This window comes from Paenibacillus oryziterrae (assembly GCF_042610485.1).
GTDB lineage: Bacteria > Bacillota > Bacilli > Paenibacillales > Paenibacillaceae > Paenibacillus_AQ.
This window is the reverse complement of record NZ_JBGJZO010000002.1, coordinates 372,914-392,499: the sequence shown is the minus strand read 5'-3', so window position 1 is coordinate 392,499 and position 19,586 is coordinate 372,914. Positions and strand designations below refer to the sequence as shown.

At 44.2% G+C, this 19,586-nt stretch carries 16 protein-coding genes; all 16 read left to right on the top strand.

The features are described 5' to 3' along the window. The first annotated feature begins 190 nt into the window (after positions 1-190). The gene (locus ACAN55_RS04130; RefSeq protein ID WP_379128469.1) at positions 191-1,339 is read left to right on the top strand and encodes a threonine aldolase family protein; all 1,149 of its coding nucleotides are present in this window, start codon (positions 191-193) and stop codon (positions 1,337-1,339) included. A 117-nt stretch (positions 1,340-1,456) separates the two neighbouring features. Further along, positions 1,457-2,683 (top strand): Zn-dependent hydrolase, encoded by a 1,227-nt coding sequence (locus ACAN55_RS04125; RefSeq protein WP_379128466.1) that lies wholly within the window; start codon positions 1,457-1,459, stop codon positions 2,681-2,683. Between the two features lie 321 nt (positions 2,684-3,004). Next, positions 3,005-4,138 (top strand): alanine dehydrogenase, encoded by a 1,134-nt coding sequence (gene ald / locus ACAN55_RS04120; protein ID WP_379128463.1) that lies wholly within the window; start codon positions 3,005-3,007, stop codon positions 4,136-4,138. 205 nt (positions 4,139-4,343) lie between these two features. After that, positions 4,344-5,594, top strand: coding sequence for a PucR family transcriptional regulator (locus ACAN55_RS04115; RefSeq protein ID WP_379128461.1), 1,251 nt, complete (start codon positions 4,344-4,346; stop codon positions 5,592-5,594). 299 nt (positions 5,595-5,893) lie between these two features. Then, the gene (locus ACAN55_RS04110) at positions 5,894-6,124 is read left to right on the top strand and encodes an acyl carrier protein (protein WP_379128717.1); all 231 of its coding nucleotides are present in this window, start codon (positions 5,894-5,896) and stop codon (positions 6,122-6,124) included. After that, positions 6,078-7,466 (top strand): ATP-grasp domain-containing protein, encoded by a 1,389-nt coding sequence (locus ACAN55_RS04105; protein ID WP_379128458.1) that lies wholly within the window; start codon positions 6,078-6,080, stop codon positions 7,464-7,466. The genes ACAN55_RS04110 and ACAN55_RS04105 overlap by 47 nt, the downstream gene beginning before the upstream one ends. Before the next feature lie 30 nt (positions 7,467-7,496). Then, complete coding sequence (locus ACAN55_RS04100; RefSeq protein ID WP_379128455.1) at positions 7,497-8,606, top strand: hypothetical protein; 1,110 nt, start codon at positions 7,497-7,499, stop codon at positions 8,604-8,606. Continuing rightward, positions 8,560-9,738, top strand: a complete 1,179-nt coding sequence (locus ACAN55_RS04095; RefSeq protein ID WP_379128452.1) for a radical SAM protein — start codon at positions 8,560-8,562, stop codon at positions 9,736-9,738. The genes ACAN55_RS04100 and ACAN55_RS04095 overlap by 47 nt, the downstream gene beginning before the upstream one ends. Positions 9,739-9,782: 44 nt before the next feature. Continuing rightward, entirely contained in the window at positions 9,783-10,628 is an 846-nt protein-coding gene (locus ACAN55_RS04090; RefSeq protein ID WP_379128449.1) for a hypothetical protein, read from the top strand. Beyond that, the gene (locus ACAN55_RS04085) at positions 10,628-11,569 is read left to right on the top strand and encodes an FkbM family methyltransferase (RefSeq protein WP_379128447.1); all 942 of its coding nucleotides are present in this window, start codon (positions 10,628-10,630) and stop codon (positions 11,567-11,569) included. The genes ACAN55_RS04090 and ACAN55_RS04085 overlap by 1 nt, the downstream gene beginning before the upstream one ends. A 10-nt stretch (positions 11,570-11,579) precedes the next feature. Then, on the top strand, positions 11,580-12,566 hold the full coding sequence (locus ACAN55_RS04080) for an ABC transporter ATP-binding protein (RefSeq protein WP_379128445.1): 987 nt from the start codon (positions 11,580-11,582) through the stop codon (positions 12,564-12,566). Then, positions 12,559-13,362 carry an ABC transporter permease gene (locus ACAN55_RS04075; RefSeq protein ID WP_379128442.1) on the top strand — a complete coding sequence of 268 codons (804 nt, stop codon included), beginning with the start codon at positions 12,559-12,561 and terminating at the stop codon, positions 13,360-13,362. The genes ACAN55_RS04080 and ACAN55_RS04075 overlap by 8 nt, the downstream gene beginning before the upstream one ends. Positions 13,363-13,372: 10 nt before the next feature. Further along, entirely contained in the window at positions 13,373-14,176 is an 804-nt protein-coding gene (locus ACAN55_RS04070) for an ABC transporter permease (RefSeq protein WP_379128715.1), read from the top strand. 27 nt (positions 14,177-14,203) lie between these two features. Next, positions 14,204-15,472 (top strand): Gfo/Idh/MocA family oxidoreductase, encoded by a 1,269-nt coding sequence (locus ACAN55_RS04065; protein WP_379128440.1) that lies wholly within the window; start codon positions 14,204-14,206, stop codon positions 15,470-15,472. Next, on the top strand, positions 15,472-16,983 hold the full coding sequence (locus ACAN55_RS04060) for a discoidin domain-containing protein (protein ID WP_379128437.1): 1,512 nt from the start codon (positions 15,472-15,474) through the stop codon (positions 16,981-16,983). The genes ACAN55_RS04065 and ACAN55_RS04060 overlap by 1 nt, the downstream gene beginning before the upstream one ends. Before the next feature lie 95 nt (positions 16,984-17,078). Further along, positions 17,079-19,523 carry a glycoside hydrolase family 38 N-terminal domain-containing protein gene (locus tag ACAN55_RS04055; protein WP_379128434.1) on the top strand — a complete coding sequence of 815 codons (2,445 nt, stop codon included), beginning with the start codon at positions 17,079-17,081 and terminating at the stop codon, positions 19,521-19,523. Positions 19,524-19,586: the final 63 nt, after the last annotated feature.

The window sequence follows — 19,586 nt, the reverse complement described above, 5'->3', positions numbered from 1 at the left end:
CGCTAATTTACACGCTAGGTGAGTTACACAAGCCAGATTATTTTTCGAAATTCGACTATTTTAGGGAGATTGTCTCCTGAATCCACGGAGATTGTCTCCTGAATCCGCAGAGATAGGGAAATTATGGTGCGGAGGTGGCATTTTGCTATAATCAAGACAGAACAATACAGTGAAAAGAGGGGCTTGCCCGATGAAAGAAAATCAATCCAATCCGACAGAATCCAAAGAGATTCAAAGTAAGGATACGAAATCCCTGCAAGAAGGGTTTAACCATGCCGCCTACCCGTTGCCGGGTCATGGCAAGCGTAATATAGCTGTCCTTCAAGATGCCTTCCATGATATAGATGGGGATCTGGACAGTGATGTGTACGGTAAAGGAAAGCTGATCGAAGAATTTCAGGAGAAAATGGCGGGTGTCCTCGGAAAAGAATCCGCCGTCTTTTTCCCCAGCGGCACGATGGCTCAGCAAATTGCACTCCGAATCTGGTGTGATCATAAAGGCCTGAAGAAGGTCGCTTATCATCCACTATGTCATTTGGAAATCCATGAGCAGGACGGCCTGAAAGAGCTGCATCACATTCAGCCCGTGCTGCTCGCAGACAAGGACCGTCTGATCACATTAGAGGATGTCATGAACCTGAAGGAAGAGATTTCATGTCTGCTGCTGGAGTTGCCTCAGCGTGAGATTGGCGGACAACTGCCGGAATACGGGGAACTGGAGAATATATCGGCGTACTGCCGTGAACGTGGAATTCTGCTTCATCTGGACGGGGCGCGCTTGTTTGAGGTGTTACCGTATTACGGGAAATCGGCTGCAGAGATCTGCGCGCTCTTCGACAGTGTATATATCTCTTTCTATAAAGGTATCGGAGGAATCGCGGGGGCGATTCTGGCGGGGAACAAGGAGTTCACCGAGGAATCGAAGGTCTGGAAAAGACGCCATGGAGGCGACCTGATCAGCCTGTATCCGTACATTACAACCGCCGATTATTATTACGAGCAGAGGGTACACCGAATGGGTCAGTATTACGAGGAGGCTAAGGAACTGGCCAGCTACTTCAATGGGTGCCATTCAGTTGAAACCTTACCACTTACGCCTGTTTCGAACATGTTCCATGTCCATTTTGCGCTGCCGAAAGAGAAAGTAGAGCCCGTCTTGGCTTCTTTATATGAAGAAACAGGGATCGGACTGACCCAGTCGCTTAGGGAGAAGGATGAAAGCAGCTGTTATTATGAGATGAGCATCGGCGACCGTTATGCAGGCGTGCCGAAGGAGAAGCTCCGCGGAGCTTTTGAGATCCTGGATCAGAAAATGAAAGAAGCGTCTTCCTTGCTGTAACACAAAGTGAGCCAATCCCAAAAATAATTATTACACTCTGTAAAGTGAAAAACTTCAGGAATGGTATAACATAGTATAAAAGCAACTTAATCCTGAGGTTCGAACGGAGATGATGTGATGCAGTTGAAGAAGATTACCGTAAACGGCGAGCGACTGAAGAATACCATCGAGACTTTTGCAGATTTCGGGCGGACGGATAAGAACGGCGTGACCCGGCTGTCGCTGTCGGAGGAAGACATAGGGGTGCGGAACTATTTCCGTTCATGTTGTGAGGAGCTGGGGATGACCGTTACTGTAGATGATATGGGGAGCATGTACGCAACGCTCGCGGGCGAACAAGCGTCTCCACCCATTGTTATCGGCTCCCATTTGGATACGGTGAAAAAAGGTGGCAGATTTGACGGGGTGCTAGGCGTAATCGCCGGGCTGGAGATTGTAAGGACGCTCACTGACCATGGGATTACACCGCGGGTTCCTGTGACGGTCATGAATTTCACTAATGAAGAAGGCGCACGCTTCGAGCCGTCGATGATGGCCTCCGGAGTACTCTCAGGCAAATTCGATAAATCCGTGATGCTGGAGAAAAAAGATCCCGAGGGGGTAAGCTTCCGGGAAGCGCTTGAAGCCAGCGGCTATGCGGGAGATGCTGCTAACCGGATCAAAGAGGCCAAGGCTTATCTGGAGCTCCATATTGAGCAGGGTCCTGTACTGGAACGGGAGAACTTCACGATTGGGCTAGTGGATTGTGTGGTCGGTATGGCTTGTTACGAGATTGAAGTGACAGGTGAATCCGATCATGCCGGAACCACTCCGATGGAGATGCGGAAGGATGCCCTGTTCGCCGCAACGGATCTGATTACGGAGCTTCGCCGAAAGCTGGAGGTGCTGGATTCCGAGCTGGTCTATACCATAGGCCGAATGAATGTGCTGCCGAATATCCATACCGTTATTCCGAATAAGGTGATCTTCACCATTGAAGCAAGACACAAGGATATGGATGTGGTGCGTGAGGTCGAGGCTATTATTCATGCGCTACCGGAAGCATTGCTGGATTGTGAAGTGAGCAAGAGTAAGCTGTGGGGCCGGGACACGGTATGGTTTGATCCGGACATTTGCAGTGCTGTAGAGAAAGCGACACAGGCTCTTGGTTATTCCAATAAAAAGATGGCCAGCGGTGCGGGACATGACGCCCAGTTCGTAGCCGGATTCCTTCCTTCCGCCATGGTTTTTGTCCCAAGCGTGAATGGTAAAAGCCATTGCGAGGAAGAGCTGACTTCCTATGAGGATTGCGAAAAAGGTGTAAATGTCCTGCTCGAAACGGTACTATCCCTGTTGTCATCTTAGAAAATTCGGCTTCCGTGTGCAGGGAGCCGATACGAATCCAACCCGCGCACATCCATGTCAGGTTTGTGAGACGTAACTTCCCCTTTCAGCTTGATAGGCTCGGCAGATGTTATCTTTGGTCACTGAACATAAAAGAAGATGAAATACTTTAATGGGCCTGCTCTTCGAGCAGGCCTTTTACTTCTGCATCAGCCTTTTGGAGTATCTATTGTGTAAAAACACAATCATGTCAGCTAAAGTTTTTAAATTTACTCAAATTGAAAAACCATTTGATATGTTATCATTCTTTACATAAGAAACACCACAAGGGAGAGATAACGAATGATTATTGGAATTCCTAAAGAAATTAAAAATAACGAAAACCGCGTAGGCATTACACCAGCTGGTGTTGTAACTCTGATTAGAGCAGGACATGAGGTATTGGTGGAAGCTGGCGCAGGTCTGGGCAGCGGATTCCTGAATGAAGAGTATGAACAAGCTGGAGCGAAGCTGATAGCGGAAGCCGGCGCTCTCTGGAGTGCTTCCGAAATGGTCATTAAAGTGAAAGAGCCACTCGAAAGCGAATATGATTATTTCCGTCCAGGTCTGATCCTGTTCACGTACCTGCACCTTGCACCTGAACCGGCGCTTGCAGCTGCACTGATGCAGCATGGCGTTACGGCGATTGCTTATGAGACGGTTGTGGATGGCCGCACACTGCCGTTGCTTACTCCGATGAGTGAAGTAGCCGGACGCATGTCCGTTCAACTCGGTGCACAATTTCTGCAAAAGAACTACGGTGGACAAGGAATCCTGCTCTCCGGCGTTCCCGGCGTCAGCAGAGGCAAAGTTAGCATTATCGGCGGCGGTGTAGTAGGTACCAATGCTGCGAAGATGGCGATCGGTCTGGGAGCCGATGTAACTATCGTTGACCTTAGCGCAGAAAGACTGCGCCAGCTGGATGATATTTTCGGCGCACAAATCAATACCCTGATCTCCAACCCGTTCAACATTGCCAAAGCTGTAGCTGAAGCTGATCTGCTGGTTGGTGCGGTGCTGATCCCAGGCGCTAAAGCGCCGAAGCTGGTAACTGAAGAAATGGTGAAGACGATGAAGCCAGGTTCTGTTATTGTCGACGTAGCTATCGACCAAGGCGGTATCGTAGAGACCATCGATAGAGTAACCACTCATGACCATCCGGTATTCGAGAAATTCGGCGTTCTGCACTACTCTGTAGCCAATATGCCGGGTGCCGTAGCCAAGACATCGACGATCGCTCTCACCAATGTGACCATTCCATACGCCCTGCAAATTGCGAACAAAGGTGTGCTGAAGGCAATTGCCGAGAACGAAGGACTGAAGAGCGGTGTCAATGTGGCCGGTGGCAAAATCACCTATGAAGCTGTAGCAACGGCCCTTGGCGAAGAGTACTACACTGTAGATGCAGCGCTGGAGCAAGTGCCAACATTGATCTAATCTCCCGGATACCCTACACAGTATCAACATAGATATAGATATAGATATAAGCATATATAAAGAGAGATTAAACCTATTGAACAGCCTGCCGTATTTGGGGTTGTTCTTTTTTTATGACGGTAGTCAGCTTGTCTATCTCCGTATTATAATAATGGATAAAAGAAAACCAAGCTGCGGCTATCCTTTATTGGTGGAGTGAGGACATGTGACCAAATCCGAATCATCTTTTGACCGTTTTTTTGACAGTATGGAGTCCTTGGCAGATACCATCAGTGAATCGCTGCAGTCCCAAGTCACGATTGAGGACAGCAACCACCATGTGATCGGCTACAGCTCGCACCAGTTCGAAAGTGATCCTGCGAGAATCTCTACCATTATCGGCAAACGTGTACCGAATCATGTCATTATTGGCCTGCGTAAAAAAGGGATCATGCAGGAGCTGGAGAATACTCCGCACCCGATCCGTATTCCTGCCGTTATGGAGGTGGGGCTTGGCCCCCGTATGGCGATGTGCATCAAGAATCAGAAAGAGATTCTGGGGTATATCTGGGTGGTCGATACCGGGAATTTGGGTGAAGGCCATGCCGAAGGCATTATTGAAAAAGCGGCCGGGATTGCCGGGCGTTATCTCATGAAGCAGCGGGGCTGGAAGTCGAAGCAGGAGAAAGCGCAGGAGGACTTCTTCTGGAAGCTGCTTACCTCGAACTATGAATCGGAAGCGGTGATCCGGCAGGATGCGGAGACCTGGTCGATCCTTTTGCCGGACAGCTATCATATTGCCGTATTTGAAAGTGATGCTGTGGTAGATGAGCCTTTCCTGTCCCGGTTCCGTCAAGCCATGTCGGCGTACAGCGGCCTTCGCCTGCTGCTGCTAACAGCAGAGAATCAACGGCTTATCCTATTGTTCTCCTTCGTGTTTCCGGCTCAAGGGCTGGAGGGTCTGTCTTCCTTTCTTCAGAAGCTGATGAAAGAAATCCGGAGGAATGAGAACTGTGAGCTGACCGGCGGCTGCAGTCTTAATTACGCTGATTACAGCTCGGCAGCGACAGCCTACCGGGAAGCCGTCTCTATTTTAGAGTTCAAGAAGCTGCTGCCCTTTCATGCCCGTGATCTGCTGCTGTATGAAACCGTCGGTTTTTGGGCCTACATTCCGGCAATTATGGCTCAGAAACGGGGGCAGACCCGCAAAAGTCCGCTGCTTCAGCCGTTAAAAGACCAGGATCGTGAACATAAAAGTGATTTCCTTAAGACGGTTGCCGTCTATCTCTCCCTGAGCGGGAATTTGAAGGAGTCGGCGGCTTTCCTCCATGTGCATACGAACACGCTGATGTACAGGCTGAACCGGATCGCCGAGATCACAGGAAAAAGCCTGAAAGACACCGATTACCGCACCTCTGTTTATCTGGATCTGTTGACGGAAGAGTACGGACAGCTCAATCAGTGGTTTCAGGCGTGAGGAAGAGATCTGACCCCTATCCACTCATCGCTCAGATCGAGCTCCTTTATAGTTTTATCCTTTTGCAAAGTCATAGAACGGGAACAGCCCGCCGGGTAGGGGGTTGTTCTTTTTTTATTCCTAATCAATCCAATAAAAATCTTATACATATCATAAAAATGTGAGTTAGAGGGCGGAACTAAGAGGTTGTATGATAACTGGTAAGGAATTCCTTTAAGGAGGGTGAAACCAATTAACAGAGGGATTCTGTTTATTAAAATTCATCATGCGAGGGGAATTGCGATATGCAGGATAAAATTGTGCGGATCTTGAGTGAAATTAAGAACAATCCTGAACTGTTGCTCACAGCCACTGAAACCACCGACATTGTGAATGACGTAGGTCTGGATTCATTACAAATGATTAATTTTATTCTTCGGATTGAAGACGAATTTGAAATTGAGTTTGATTTTGATCATTTTGCATATGAGGATTTTAAATCGATTGGAGATTTTATGGGCTTTATCACAGCAACGCAAACTGCTTTTTAAGGGGCTTCCATTGATGAGACCAACCCTTTATTTAGGCACTTTTGATTCAGAAGCGTGGTGGCGTAGTCCAGAGGTATCCTTTCTTCCTGCTATGAATAACAACAGAAGCCAATCGATTACTATGGGAATGGATGAGTTATTATTTCCGTTATGTAAGGAGCATGACATCCTGTTCACCCGGCATCCCATGGATGAACATCTTAGAAGCTATTTATGGCTGCTCGGATATACATTTACAAATGTTCATTGCAGAAATCATGTTCATAGTGATGACTACAACCTGCATGTGTTTGAACTTCTCATTTCTGATGAAAGCTACTATAAGCAGCTATTCCCTAAAGATGCGTTGATCTCTCCTTATTCTATCCTTTCTGATACCAGTGAGTTAGTGCGCAGGTTCAGTTTTTATAATCATTGTCCCTCCTTAAAAACAGTTAAAGAAGTGAATTCAAAGATGTATTCTCATGAATTAAGAAAAAGATTAGGTATACGCAATATTTCCTGTATAGCTGAACGTTCAGATGAGCTGCTGACCCTTGGTTTAGAGCTATTGCAGACTGGACATCTGCTTGTGAAGGACCTATTCGGTGTCTCAGGCAAAGGAAACATGTTGATTTCGAGCGAGAGAATGTTGAAGAGAATTGCAGCATACTTGAAAGAACAAGAGAATACAGGAAGAGAAACACGGTTAATTATTGAACCCCTTTTAGATAAAGCGGAGGATTTCTCTTGTCAGCTGTTTATAACCGAGCATGGAGAAGTGGAATTGATCTCTGTTCAAAAAATGGTAAACGACTCATTCTCCTATTTAGGCTCCTATCCTGCCGATACCTGGTTTATGGAGGGTCTCTGGAGAAATAATTACTTTAGCATCATGGAAGAAGCTTGCAAAGACTTATTTGAAAGAGGCTATTACGGAGATGTGTGTATAGATTCTATGCTTCTGACCAGCCATGAGATTATACCTATAGTTGAAATTAATGCCAGAAAATCAATGGGGCTTATTAATCATCATTTAAATAACTATTTACAACAGTATTCGTTGTCCAGTTTTTTAACATTTATCTCAGCAGGTTATTCAGCTGAAGTGACCATGCTGCAGATTCTCGAAATGTTAAGAGCCAATGAATTGTTGTTTACTCCTGACAATAAACAGGGAGTTATTCCGCTGAGTTCAAACACGTTTTTCGGCACCAATGATACAGCATTCGCGGATGCTGATTTGAAGAAAGGCAAGCTTTATTTAGCTGCTCCGTATTCCTCCAGTTTTAGTGAAGCGTTTACCTTAATCAATCGGGTGAAAGACGTCTTGAAGTCTGTAGCTATTAAGATTTATAACTAATATTTATCGTAAAACGAGGGAGCTGACAAATTGATTACAATTTTATGCTCATCTGTCGCTTTAGGTGTATATACGCCCGCGGTATTATTGCGTGAAGAGATAAGCCGTGTATATACAACCGATTTGGAAGTGCTGGAAAGTCTTTATCCACCAGAGAAAAGACAGAAATTAACCGAAAACAAGAAGGTGTTTTCTGCCAGGTTTGAAGTTGCCAAACTGGGTCATAGAATGATCAAGGATATTACACCGAATCTGGATCCTCACCTTGTAACTCGGCTTTTATTAAATTGGGCTGAAGAAAACCGGAGAGTTTTTATTATTTTTTCGGGGTTTTGGATTCCTATAGTAGAGGAGTATGCGAAGAATTATCACAAGGATGTCCACGTGGAGCTGATCCATATGGATGCAGCTATTTCCCCGTCGTGGAAAATGTTCTACCACAATATTCGGAATGACTGGTTTACTGTTAACGATGTTTGGTTTTTTGACGGGGCGGCACAACGGGTTAATTACAGTATTTCTATAGATAATGCTGCACCTAAGGACTATAAGCAACGTGAGAACAGGTTCGTCATTCATGGCGGCGGATGGGGAATGGGGACTTATAAAGAGAAAGCAGCAGAGCTGAATAAATCGCTGGAATTAAACATCGTCATTCATGATTTGATGGATTATGAAGCTTATGGAACAAGCCACCGTTACTATATGGTAGAACCAGGCTGGTCGCCTTGGATGAAAAATGAGGAAAATGAATACAGCCTGCCGCCATTCGGCGAAGTCATTAACGGGTGCGTGATCGGAGATGCTCAGGAAAAGCATACATTCTATAAGGTGATCTGCAATTCGAAAGCCATTATAAGTAAACCAGGCGGAGGAACTTTGCTGGATTCGCTGGAATCCTTCACGCCGATTATATTCCTGGAGCCCCTTGGTGAACATGAAGCGAAAAACGCCGAGCTGTGGGAGCAGCTTGGGTTTGGAATCGGGTATGAGAAATGGATGAAGCTCGGCTGTCCGCTCGAGATTTTGGAGGCATTTAGTGAGAACTTAAAAAGCTATCAGAATCAGGTGTTAAATTACGGGAGGTGTTTTCATGAAACAGCCGCAAACATCCGTACTTTTGGATCGGGATTCATTTGAGCGGTTAAAGAAAACGATTAAACATATGTCAGTCACGCATAAACAGGTTCACATCAACCCTACGTATTCTACGAATCTTCCTGTCGAGGTTGGACTTAAATTAACCAATGGCTGTAATCTGCGCTGTAAGCATTGTTTCGAATGGAACTCTGAAGGCTATCATCGGGATTTAGGCAAAGCAGAGCAAAGAGAAGAACTCGATTTTGCTGTTATTGAAAAAGTATTCCGACAAACCAAAGAAACGAACGCCAATATGTTTCTTTGGGGAGGGGAGCCTCTTTACTACAGCCGTTTTAATGAATTGGCCGATCTTCTGGAAAAGGACCCTAGATGGACGGTTCTATGCACAAACGGAATCCAAATTATTGATAAGCTGGATTCGATAATCAAAATGTCCAAAAGTCTGGTTTGTTTGATCAGTCTGGAAGGCTTCGAGAAGGAAAACGATGCGATCAGAGGAAAGGGCACATTTAAGAAGGTTATGGCGGGTATTGATAAGCTGCTTGAGCTGGAGAAGGAGGGGATTTACAAAGGGAAAATTTCCATTCATCTGACTATTAGCGATGTTATGGTCGATAAGCTGTATGATTTTGTTGAGTTTTTTGAGAATAAGGGAATTGACTCGGTTTATATTACATTCCCGTGGTATTTACCAGACGAGGTTTCCAATAATATGGACCGCTATTTCAACGAACATTTCAAGTGGCTGGCGGATGATCTGGAGGAAGGGCACCGCAATAGCTGGCATTCGTTTAAATATAAAATCTCGCCCGAAATGATTGATCCGCTGCTTGAGCAAATGGAGAGGATTAACCAAAGAACCTGGAAGTTAAGAACACGTTATCAGCCCGCGCTTGAAATGGATGAAGTCAGAAGCTTTGTATTGGGTTCAGAACAACCCGCCCAGAATAAAACGCAATGCTTGTCTATTCGCACCAGACTGGATGTTCTGGCTGATGGGGAAGTCAGTGCCTGCAAATTATTTCCGGAGTTCTCATTAGGGAATTTGGCGGACCAGGATCTTAAGGATATATGGGACGGCGAGAATTTTGCGAAAGTCAGAAGAACCCTGCAATGCGGGTTGATGCCGGTATGTTCTAAATGTATTCTGCTGTATCTTCACGGGAAATAGGGATGGAGGAAATAACGAAGAGTTCCACTGTGAGCTGCGAACTTATGAATTGGGTGGTTCCTCTGGGCCCCTACGATTGTTTGTTGAATGCGATTACATTCTGGCTGTCGGTGCATCGTGCCGATCCGAATCCGCTTTACAGGTATAATTTCTCCATTCATTATTACGCAAGATTTGATTTGTTTGACGGTACGGTGCCAGTGAATGAACTATTTAACTTTATCCGGCGCGCTTATGGAGTTGGATTGAATCATTGTCGTTTAGACCAGGTAGTCAATGGACGGATGTATTTGCTGCCAGTGGATGCCTATTATTTATCCTACATGAAGGAATATTACGGTCAAGGCCATCTGCTGCATTATGTGCTTGCTGAAGCGGTAACGGATCAGAGCCTGATGATGATCGATCCTTATTTCAAAATAAGCATACTGGCTGACATTACTGCCGTTGATCAAGCCTGGCGTACATTTAGCGAACCCATTATGGAAATTGGGCTGCCCTTGAATCTAAGTCCTGACTTATCCTCTGTCCAGCCATACTTAACTGAAAAGCCCTATCCTGATATTCTTACAAGCACCTTTGCCCAAATTACAGAACGGATCATGGATTTTGGAGCTTATAGGGATACGGCTGATTTAGTGAATAACCCTGTCTTTAAAAAACAGTTTGGCTGCATCCGAACGATTGCTTTATCGCGGTTAAGGCATTTTGGCACCTGCAGCCTGGCGGATTATGTTCACCTAAGCTCAGCCTGGAGAATGGCTGAAGTGAGCTTTATGAAGATGACAATAAGCTTGGACAGAGGGGTAGTGGCTACCGTGAATCATCTGAAGCAAATTGCGGACGATGAGCTCGCTTATTTAAATTCCTATGCCAAAGGAGGACGATGATGCTGGGTGAAACGGAGTCGAAGCAACAGAACAATCCTGAAGAGACAAGGCGTGAGCAAATAGAGCGGTTATTTTGGGGAAAAAGGGTAGATGCAGTTAAATTGCTTAGAAGGGCGCTTAAAGAGCAGGTGGAGCAGATTGAAATTCATAAAGAGGAAACCCGGATCAGGCTTACGGATGGAAGGCGATTTTATTGGGATATCCAGCACTTAAACAGTCTTGGTTTTCTTATGAGGGATGGATTTGTGGAGCGCGATGAAAGCCGGTTATTATCTGTGTTCCTCCGGAAAGGGTTTGAAGTGTTTGATATTGGGGCGAATTATGGGTGGTATTCCACGTTATTCGCACAAGCGGTGGGGCAGAAGGGCAGAGTGCATAGCTTTGAACCCGTAAGCCCTACATTTTCTGAATTGGATAAGAACATCAAATTAAACAAACTGAAGAATGTGGTTATCAATCAGCTTGCGCTTTCGGACTATGATGGAGAAGCTGAAATCTATCTTCCTGTAAAAAGCGGGTCTGAGGATGCAGCGTTAATCATTGACCCGGCCTTGCAGCATGAAACCTACCACTGCCAGGTTCAGACTTTGGATACGTACATTCACAAGTATAATATCAACCATATTGACCTGATTAAAATCGATATTGAAGGCGGAGAATTAAAAGCATTAATAGGATTTGAGCAATACTTGCAGCACAAAGAGAAGCCTATGCTAATGATAGAAGCGACGGAATATCTGGCTTTACGATTCGGGAATTCTGTTAGTGATTTATTTCGATTTTTAAATAAATATCAGTATCATATTTTTCAAATGGTCGCAGGTAAGCTTGTTGAGCTTGATACAGCAGAGGAGTTAAAGGCGCAGAACATATTTTGTCTGCAGCCGGATCATATCCAGACATATAGCCCGCTCATAAAATTTATAACCATTACAAAGTAGGGATGCATGTATGGTCATTCATGTGGATAACTTGAGTAAATCCTTTGATTACTATAAAAAAGAAACGGGAATTAGAAATTCCGTCAAGAATTTATTCCACAGAGAAAAATTAACCAAGGATGCCGTGAAAAAGGTATCGTTTGATATTAATGAAGGCGAGATTGTTGCCTTTCTGGGTCCGAACGGAGCAGGGAAAACAACAACCTTAAAAATGCTCTCCGGCATATTGTATCCGACAAACGGCAGTGCGGAAGTGCTGGGGTACACGCCTTGGGAAAGAAAGAATGACTTTAAAAAGCAATTTTCTATTGTAATGGGACAAAAAAACCAACTGTGGTTAGATCTGCCGGCAAGTGATTCCCTGCATTTAAACAAATGTATTTATGAAATTGGGGACCGAAATTATAAGGATACACTTGAAGAATTAGTTACGCTGATGGATGTTAAACACCTGCTGCATGTGCAGGTGAGAAGGCTGTCATTAGGTGAAAGAATGAAGATGGAGCTGATCGCTGCTTTATTGCATAAACCAAGGATTATTTTTCTGGATGAGCCCACCATTGGCCTGGATCTCATTTCACAGAAAAATATCCGCGAGTTTCTCAAGCATTACAATAATGAATTCCGCACAACCATATTGCTCACGAGCCACTATATGAAGGATATTGAAGACCTGTGTAAGCGAACCATTGTTATCAATCAAGGCAAGTTGGTTTATGACGGGGAGATCCGCAAAATCAATGAAGTTATGAATGAGAAAAAGCTAATGAAGATGACGTTCTCGACAATCGTCCATCAGCAAGATTTAGCAGCTATGGGCACTATTAAAGAATACAACGGATATGATGTCATTTTGGAAGTGGAGCGCGGGAAGTTTAAAGACTATTCAAGAATGGCCATGGATCACTTTCCAGTAATCGATCTGAATATAGAAGACATTCCCCTGGAAGAAGCCATAGCACGTTTATATGAAAAGGCGGATCTTGCGAATGAATAATAAATTTGCAGTCAGCTTTTCACTTGGAATGCAGAATTCCATGGAATACCGCTTTAATTTTTTTATGGGTTTTGCAAGTCTCTTTTTCCCGATTTTCATTCAGCTTTATTTGTGGAAGGCTGTTTATAGGCATGCATCAAATGTCAACTTGTATGGCTATACCTACCACCAGATGATTGTCTACACGATTGTAGCTGCACTTGTTTCGCGATTGGTTGCTACGGGTCTGGAATATGATATTAATCATGATATAAAAAGCGGGGGTCTCAATAAATTTCTGGTAAGACCGATCGGTTATTTCCCTTATAAAATATGTGTTTATCTTGGCGGGAAAGTTCTCTCTTTTGCCATTACGTTAATAATTCTGCTGAGTGTTGTGCTATTTATGGTTTATTACCTCAAAGCTCCAATCGGTGTATCACGCATACTGGTTTTTAGTGTTGTGCTTATTTTGGCGGTCGTCCTTAATTTTATGATTTCCTTTTCGGTCAGTGCGATTGCCTTCTGGTTAACCGATGTCTCTTACCTTTTTCATATTACAGCTTTACTGATTCAGATTTTTAGCGGGGGGATCTTCCCGCTCGATATCTTTGGGAGGAAATGGCTTGCGGTATTTGATTACTTGCCCTTCAAGTACACGATTTATATGCCCGTTAATGTCATCAATGGCAAGCTTACCATGACTCAAGTGCTGCATGTCATAGAGCTTCAGCTAATATGGATTGGACTTATTATGATGATTACGAGCTATATTTGGAAAGTGGCAATCAAGAAATATATTGCAGTAGGTGGTTAAAGTGAACCCGATGCTCAAATCACTCAAAAAGTACGGTTTCATATACACCTTATTCATCAAAAATTCCCTGATGTCGCAAATGGAGTATAGGGTTAACTTCTTGATGGGTCTGCTGGTGGAAACCTCGTATTTATTCGCAAAATTCCTGTATGTGATTATTGTCTATGAGGCAGGAATAACGATGGATGGCGTGCCGACAGATGCGATACTGCTATTTATTGGGACCTACACCTTAATGACGGGGTTGTATTGGGGACTGTTTGCCATAAACTTCGTGCAGATTCCGGAACATGTGAGAACCGGGTCACTTGATATTTTACTAACGAAGCCGATTTCCCTCCAATTTATGATGACTTTACGGAATGCCGACTTTGGTTTGGCGATTCCGAATGTACTCGGTGGAGTGGCTATGGTTGTAGTGGGATGGAGCAGACTGGGAATTCCGGTGGATTTTATTTCAGTAGGCGGTTTTATCTTTTTTATAGTCATGGGGCTGTTCATGACCTACACGTTGTTCCTGATTCCGCAATTATTATCGTTCTGGTTTATCCAAATCTCCGCTATAAATGACATCTCCAACGGGCTCTTCGAGATTAATAACATGCCAATGACTATTTACTCCAGATGGATTAAGCGTATAGGGGTGTTTGTTATCCCTGTTTTATTGATTACTAACTTTTCACCGTTATTCGTTCTGGATCGGTTACATCCGAACCTCTTCTTCTGGGCCCTACTGTCCCCGGTCCTATTTATGGGGATCACGAGATGGATCTGGTCAAAGGCTATTCGTAATTATAACAGCTCAGGTGGTTGAAAATCCGGTATAACGGGAGGTAAGGATATGAATACTCATAAGAAATTTAATATTGGAATTTTGGGCTGCTCCACCATAGCTCCTTTCTCTATCATTACTCCCACTAAGGAGCTTGATCAATTTGTAACTTATGCTGTAGCCTCACGCGATCTGGACAGATCCAAAGCCTATGCGCTAAAGCATCATATCCCGCATGTTTTTGAAAGCTATGATCAATTGCTGGAGTCGGTGGACATTGATGTTGTCTATATTCCGTTATCCAATTTTCAGCACAAAGAATGGACTTTAAAGGCAATTGAGGCCCATAAGCATGTCTTAATTGAAAAGCCGATGGCTTTACATGCAGATGAGGTTGTATTGATCAATGAAAGAGCGAACGAAAAGGGTGTGCATGTCCTTGAAGCGCTTATGGTACAGCATCATTCGTGGCAGCAGGATATAACGAACATGATTGCAACTGAAAAATACGGCAAACTTAAAAAAATCAGAACCCGAATCTCATTTGAAATTCTGCAGAGCAACTATAGTGAGGATAATTACCGGTTCAAACCGGAGTATGGCGGAGGCTGCTTCATAGACGAATGCTCTTACTGGCTGCAGTTTATCCAGAAGGCAATTGGTTTAAAGCCACAAGTAATGGATGGGTTCTCGACATTTTCAGGTATCAATCAATGCGACTGGACATTTAATGCGACGCTGCAATATGAGGATGGTGTCGAGGTGGAGTTCTTGGGTTCATTTGAAATGCCTAACAATGCCACTCACTGGCTGGAGTTTGAGAAGGCAAATGTAAGGATCAGCGGCTTTTTTAAGCCTTGCTATGGAGATTATAAGATCGTCATCCAGATTGAAAATATAGAAGAGGGAACGACAGAGAAACTTGTCTACTCCCCGCAGAATTATTATGTCAACCAGCTTCAATTTTTCGCTGAAGTGATTCGGGGTGAAAGAGACAATATCCCCTTATCAGAATCCTTTGAAAGAATTGCAACCATGAATGCGATCTATGAGATTGCCAGAAACAAGCATTTTCAAGGGCTCGGACGGAATAACAGAGAACAAGAGATTCGTAATCTACTCGTTCAATTGTCTGACAGTGCTCCTAATCTGAAGAATGCAAGCGAAGAAGCAGATTTGCGAAGTTATGGCATGGATTCTTTGCTGTTTATTCAATTTGTTGTTGTCTTGGAAGAGCATTTTTCAATTGAGGTTACTCCGGAATTTTTGGATATAGATAAATTATACAGCCTTAAGAAGTGGAAAGAATACATTGATTCACAAGACATTGTATGTTAGTGGCACTGGAAATGGACTATTACACAGAGGGATACCGGACTATGCATTCCAATTGTGTGGATTTACCCATTGCGGGTGCAGCGGGCTTTCATCAGTATGAGAACTATTTCTATTACACATTTTTGTATGCTGTCATGATGAACTGGGGAGATGTAGAGGGAGGTGACTGGGCTGCCTCCAGACGCAATATTCTTAACAAGCTGGGATTAACCCTTAAGGTAAATGAGGTTTCGGTTGCTGCTGATCTTATGTCTGCGATTAAAATGAACATTGATCAGCAGTGCCCGGTGGTGATGATTGCTAACTACAAGTATCTGTTTTTTTTGAGCTCATACGATACGGTCATTGATGATCATGCCTTTTTAATCACGGAATATGATTCAGCAAGAAGGATTTTCGTGATCAGAGAAAATCAGCTGAACAAAGAAGTAACCCTGAATGTGATGAAGGGAGAGCCTTTTTTTAAGCTCCAGCTGACCGAGGAGTTAGTAGCGGATATTTGGAGTAAATCCAATGCTTCTTTTAAGGAAATCAGGAATTATTGTTATAACAAGCTGTTCAGCATAGAGAAAATAGGCTCATCGAGCTATCACAGCTATCTGGATCTGGTTGAAGATTTTGTGGAGTGCCATAAGAATCGTACCAATAATTTAGTCGAAGCCGTTGATCGTTTTAATGATAATGTCTCTCTTATGGAGGGGCTTAAAGATGCAAATGCGGTTGCGGTTGAATTTGAAGTCATGCGCAGAAGCTTTCATGGTTCGGCTTTAATTATGTTTGATATATTTGAACAAGCTTTTCCTTTTTTATCCTCACATGAAGAATGGCGGCAGCGCTTTTGTGAGTTTAGAGATGAATATGTTAAATTCAGGTACCATCTAATCTCAAATTTCCATGCGGATACTTTGAGACGGAAGCTTATGCAGCCTAATAGAATCCTTCAGCTTAAAGAAGAGATTAGACAACTGGACACGAAACTATTCTCTCTACTGGATAAACTGATCTTACATAACTCGGAGCACCTTAAGGAGCAAATTCTTAGCAATACCGCACAATCTTTAGTTAACTATGCACCTGGAGCTGAGGTATCGGCGGATAGTGAGTATAGCCCTGATCAGGAAACAGTATGTAAAGCAACCCATGTCGTGAATGGCAGGTGGGAGAATTGGATGACGGATTCCTGGCATTCAGACAAGTCCAAGCCCATCCATTGGTTGATGCTGGATCTTCTGGAGCCCAGAGCTATTCTGAAATTTGTGATCAGGCATTCAAATGCCCCCGGTTATATCACAATGGATTTTGAGATCCAGGGGAGCAACAATAAAGAAAAATGGGAACGGATAGAGACCGTCAACAATAATGAGTCCATCTTAACTACGCATGAGGTAGAGCGCTGTATCTATAGGTATATCAGATTATATATTACTTATCCCGCCCAGAATGATTTTCAGGCGCGTATTTTCGAGTTTGAAGTATGGGGGTTGCCTTTGACCCACGCCACAAAAATCTGACATGTTTCAAAAAAAAGTATTATATCTTTCGATTTAGCCTGGTAGATATAATAAAAATGTAAAAATACATGCCATATTGAATGGAGAATAAAAAAATGAACAACAAGAAGAAGTGGAAAATATATGTTATTCATCATTCCCATACGGATATTGGTTACACCGAGAGACAAGAGAAAATAGAACAATATCACGTGGACTTTATTCGGCAAGCTATTGCTATATGCGAGGCTTCTCATACGGAGGCCCGTAAAGAATGGTCGGGTTTTAAATGGACTTGCGAAACCTTCTGGGCCGTTGAGAAGTTTCTGGAAGAAGCATCGGAAGAGGAGAAGGAACACTTTGAAGCAGCGCTCCGACGAGGGGATATTGAGTTATCGGGTACCTACTTAAATATGACGGAATTGATCAATTTCGAGCTTCTTGGCAGTATGCTTGCACGGGCAGGGAAATTCGCTCAGTCGCTGGGGCTTCAGGTGAAATCGGCAATGACCGCAGATATTAATGGATACAGCTGGGGCTACGCACAGGCATTGGCAGATGCTGGAGTTGAAAATTTGCTGTCCTGTATCCATACCCATCATGGAATGTTTGCGATAGGGCGCAAGCAATTTCCATTTTATTGGGAAACACCAAAAGGAAATCGCTTGTTAGTATGGAGCGGTGAGCATTACATGATGGGTAATGATCTTGGTATCAATCCGGATGGAGCGCTGTCCTATACCATAAAAGACGAAGACCCGGTATGGGGCATCTCTAAAGATCACTGGAAACTTGCGGAAACCAGAATCTCCCGGTATCTGGATCAGTTGGAGAAGGAGCAATATCCATACGATTTTGTATTGGTGAATGTAATGGGGCTGCTAAGGGATAATTCGGCTCCAAATCCCAGAATTATGAGCTTTATCAAGGAATGGAATCATAAGCACGGGGATAACGTTGAGATTGAAATGACAACACTAAACCGTTACTTTGATCTATTGAGGCAGCAGGAAGCAGAGATTCCTGTATATAGAGGGGACTGGCCGGATTGGTGGTCTGATGGGGTTGCTTCAACCGCAATGCATACACAGATTTTCAGAAATGCCCAACGTACCTTGGGAGTTGTCAAGAGGCTGGACTCGGAGCGCAAGATTGTAGATTCGGGCCATATTGCGCAAGCAGAGCAACAATTGATGATGTATGCCGAGCATACTTGGGGATATCACTCGTCCATATCGGAACCATGGCACATCATGGTGCAGGAGCTTGCTGTCCGAAAAGAGGCGTATGCAGCAAATGCCAGCAGACTGGTTCATGTCTCTTTGGATGAGGTTCTGAAGGGGCGGGGCGATGCGCTGTTGAGGGCAGACAGGGCGTTCACGTACAAAGTGATCAATTCCTTTGATTATCCCGTAGAGGATTTGGCTCACTTCTATCTGGAGGAGCAGTGGGAAGCGGATTATTTCAGGAAGGGTTTTGAGGTTGTCGATGAACTAAGCGGAGAAGTGGTCAACCATCAGCAGGAGAAGGTCAGCAGAGGCTACCAAATTGCGATCATGATCAAGCTGGAAGCCAAAGAAGAGAAGCGGTTCATTATTCGTGAAGCCTTGAAGACAGTCCCTGTGACGACAAGCAGCACCCGCTTGCGGGGAGCCGACCGTATTCATGATATACGGGATATCTTCCCCCCTGCACAGGAAGAGACACACCAGCTATTAATCACGGAAAATGACATTGAATCGCGTTACGTACGTATTGCTTGGAAAGCTGGAGAAGGCGTCATCTCCTGGATAGACAAAGAAACGGGTAAGGAATTAATCGATCCTCGTCAGGCTTACGGAGCATTTACTCCGGTATATGAAGTGACTTGCGGCGACGAAAACGATCAAATGACTGTGAGAAGAATCATGGGCAGGAACCGCAAAGGCATGAATGTTCAGCGTTCTGTCGGTATCCTCTCAGGCGTGAAGGAAATAACGAATGGCCCGATTTATGGCATCATTGAATTGAAATATCAGGTTCAAGGGATGAGTCATTATTCGTTGTTCTTGAAAGTGTTCAAAGATCAGAAGAGAGTCGATGTATCCGTTCGCATACACAAGGATAGTGTGTGGGATCCTGAAAATGTATATGTCGCGCTCCCTTTTAATGTAACCGACAGCGGTGAACTTTGGTTTGAGAAGGCAGGGGCTGCCATAAGGCCCGGAATCGATCAGGTGCCGGGTACCTGTACGGATTTCTATTGTATTCAGGAAGGGCTTGCGATCATTTCTCCTCAAGGTGGACTGTCCATCGCGACTCCGGATACGCCTCTGATGCAAACGGGACCTTTGGAATACGGTCCGAGGCTCGTTCATGGCCAACAAGAAGAGAACGGCAATAAGTCGTTGTATGCATGGGTGCTGACCAATTATTGGGAGACAAACTTCAAGGCAACATTGGGGGGATTCTACGAATTCCGGTATATGCTGCAATGGGGAAGCGCTGCGGATACGTTAGAGAAAGCCATTCAGTCGTGCCATAGTGTCAATGCAGGTACGATTGCATTTAGAACCATATAAAATACGGTTAGCATAAGAAGGGCTATATCTTTCATAGAGAAGCCCTTTTTTTGTTAAAGTATA

Coding starts and splice junctions, on each gene's coding strand:
- ACAN55_RS04125 (WP_379128466.1), top strand. CDS start 1,457: ATGCAGTTGAAGAAGATTACCGTAAACGGCGAGCGACTGAAGAATACC.
- ACAN55_RS04070 (WP_379128715.1), top strand. CDS start 13,373: ATGCTCAAATCACTCAAAAAGTACGGTTTCATATACACCTTATTCATC.
- ACAN55_RS04090 (WP_379128449.1), top strand. CDS start 9,783: ATGAATTGGGTGGTTCCTCTGGGCCCCTACGATTGTTTGTTGAATGCG.
- ACAN55_RS04055 (WP_379128434.1), top strand. CDS start 17,079: ATGAACAACAAGAAGAAGTGGAAAATATATGTTATTCATCATTCCCAT.
- ACAN55_RS04130 (WP_379128469.1), top strand. CDS start 191: ATGAAAGAAAATCAATCCAATCCGACAGAATCCAAAGAGATTCAAAGT.
- ACAN55_RS04080 (WP_379128445.1), top strand. CDS start 11,580: ATGGTCATTCATGTGGATAACTTGAGTAAATCCTTTGATTACTATAAA.
- ald (WP_379128463.1), top strand. CDS start 3,005: ATGATTATTGGAATTCCTAAAGAAATTAAAAATAACGAAAACCGCGTA.
- ACAN55_RS04065 (WP_379128440.1), top strand. CDS start 14,204: ATGAATACTCATAAGAAATTTAATATTGGAATTTTGGGCTGCTCCACC.
- ACAN55_RS04095 (WP_379128452.1), top strand. CDS start 8,560: ATGAAACAGCCGCAAACATCCGTACTTTTGGATCGGGATTCATTTGAG.
- ACAN55_RS04075 (WP_379128442.1), top strand. CDS start 12,559: ATGAATAATAAATTTGCAGTCAGCTTTTCACTTGGAATGCAGAATTCC.
- ACAN55_RS04085 (WP_379128447.1), top strand. CDS start 10,628: ATGCTGGGTGAAACGGAGTCGAAGCAACAGAACAATCCTGAAGAGACA.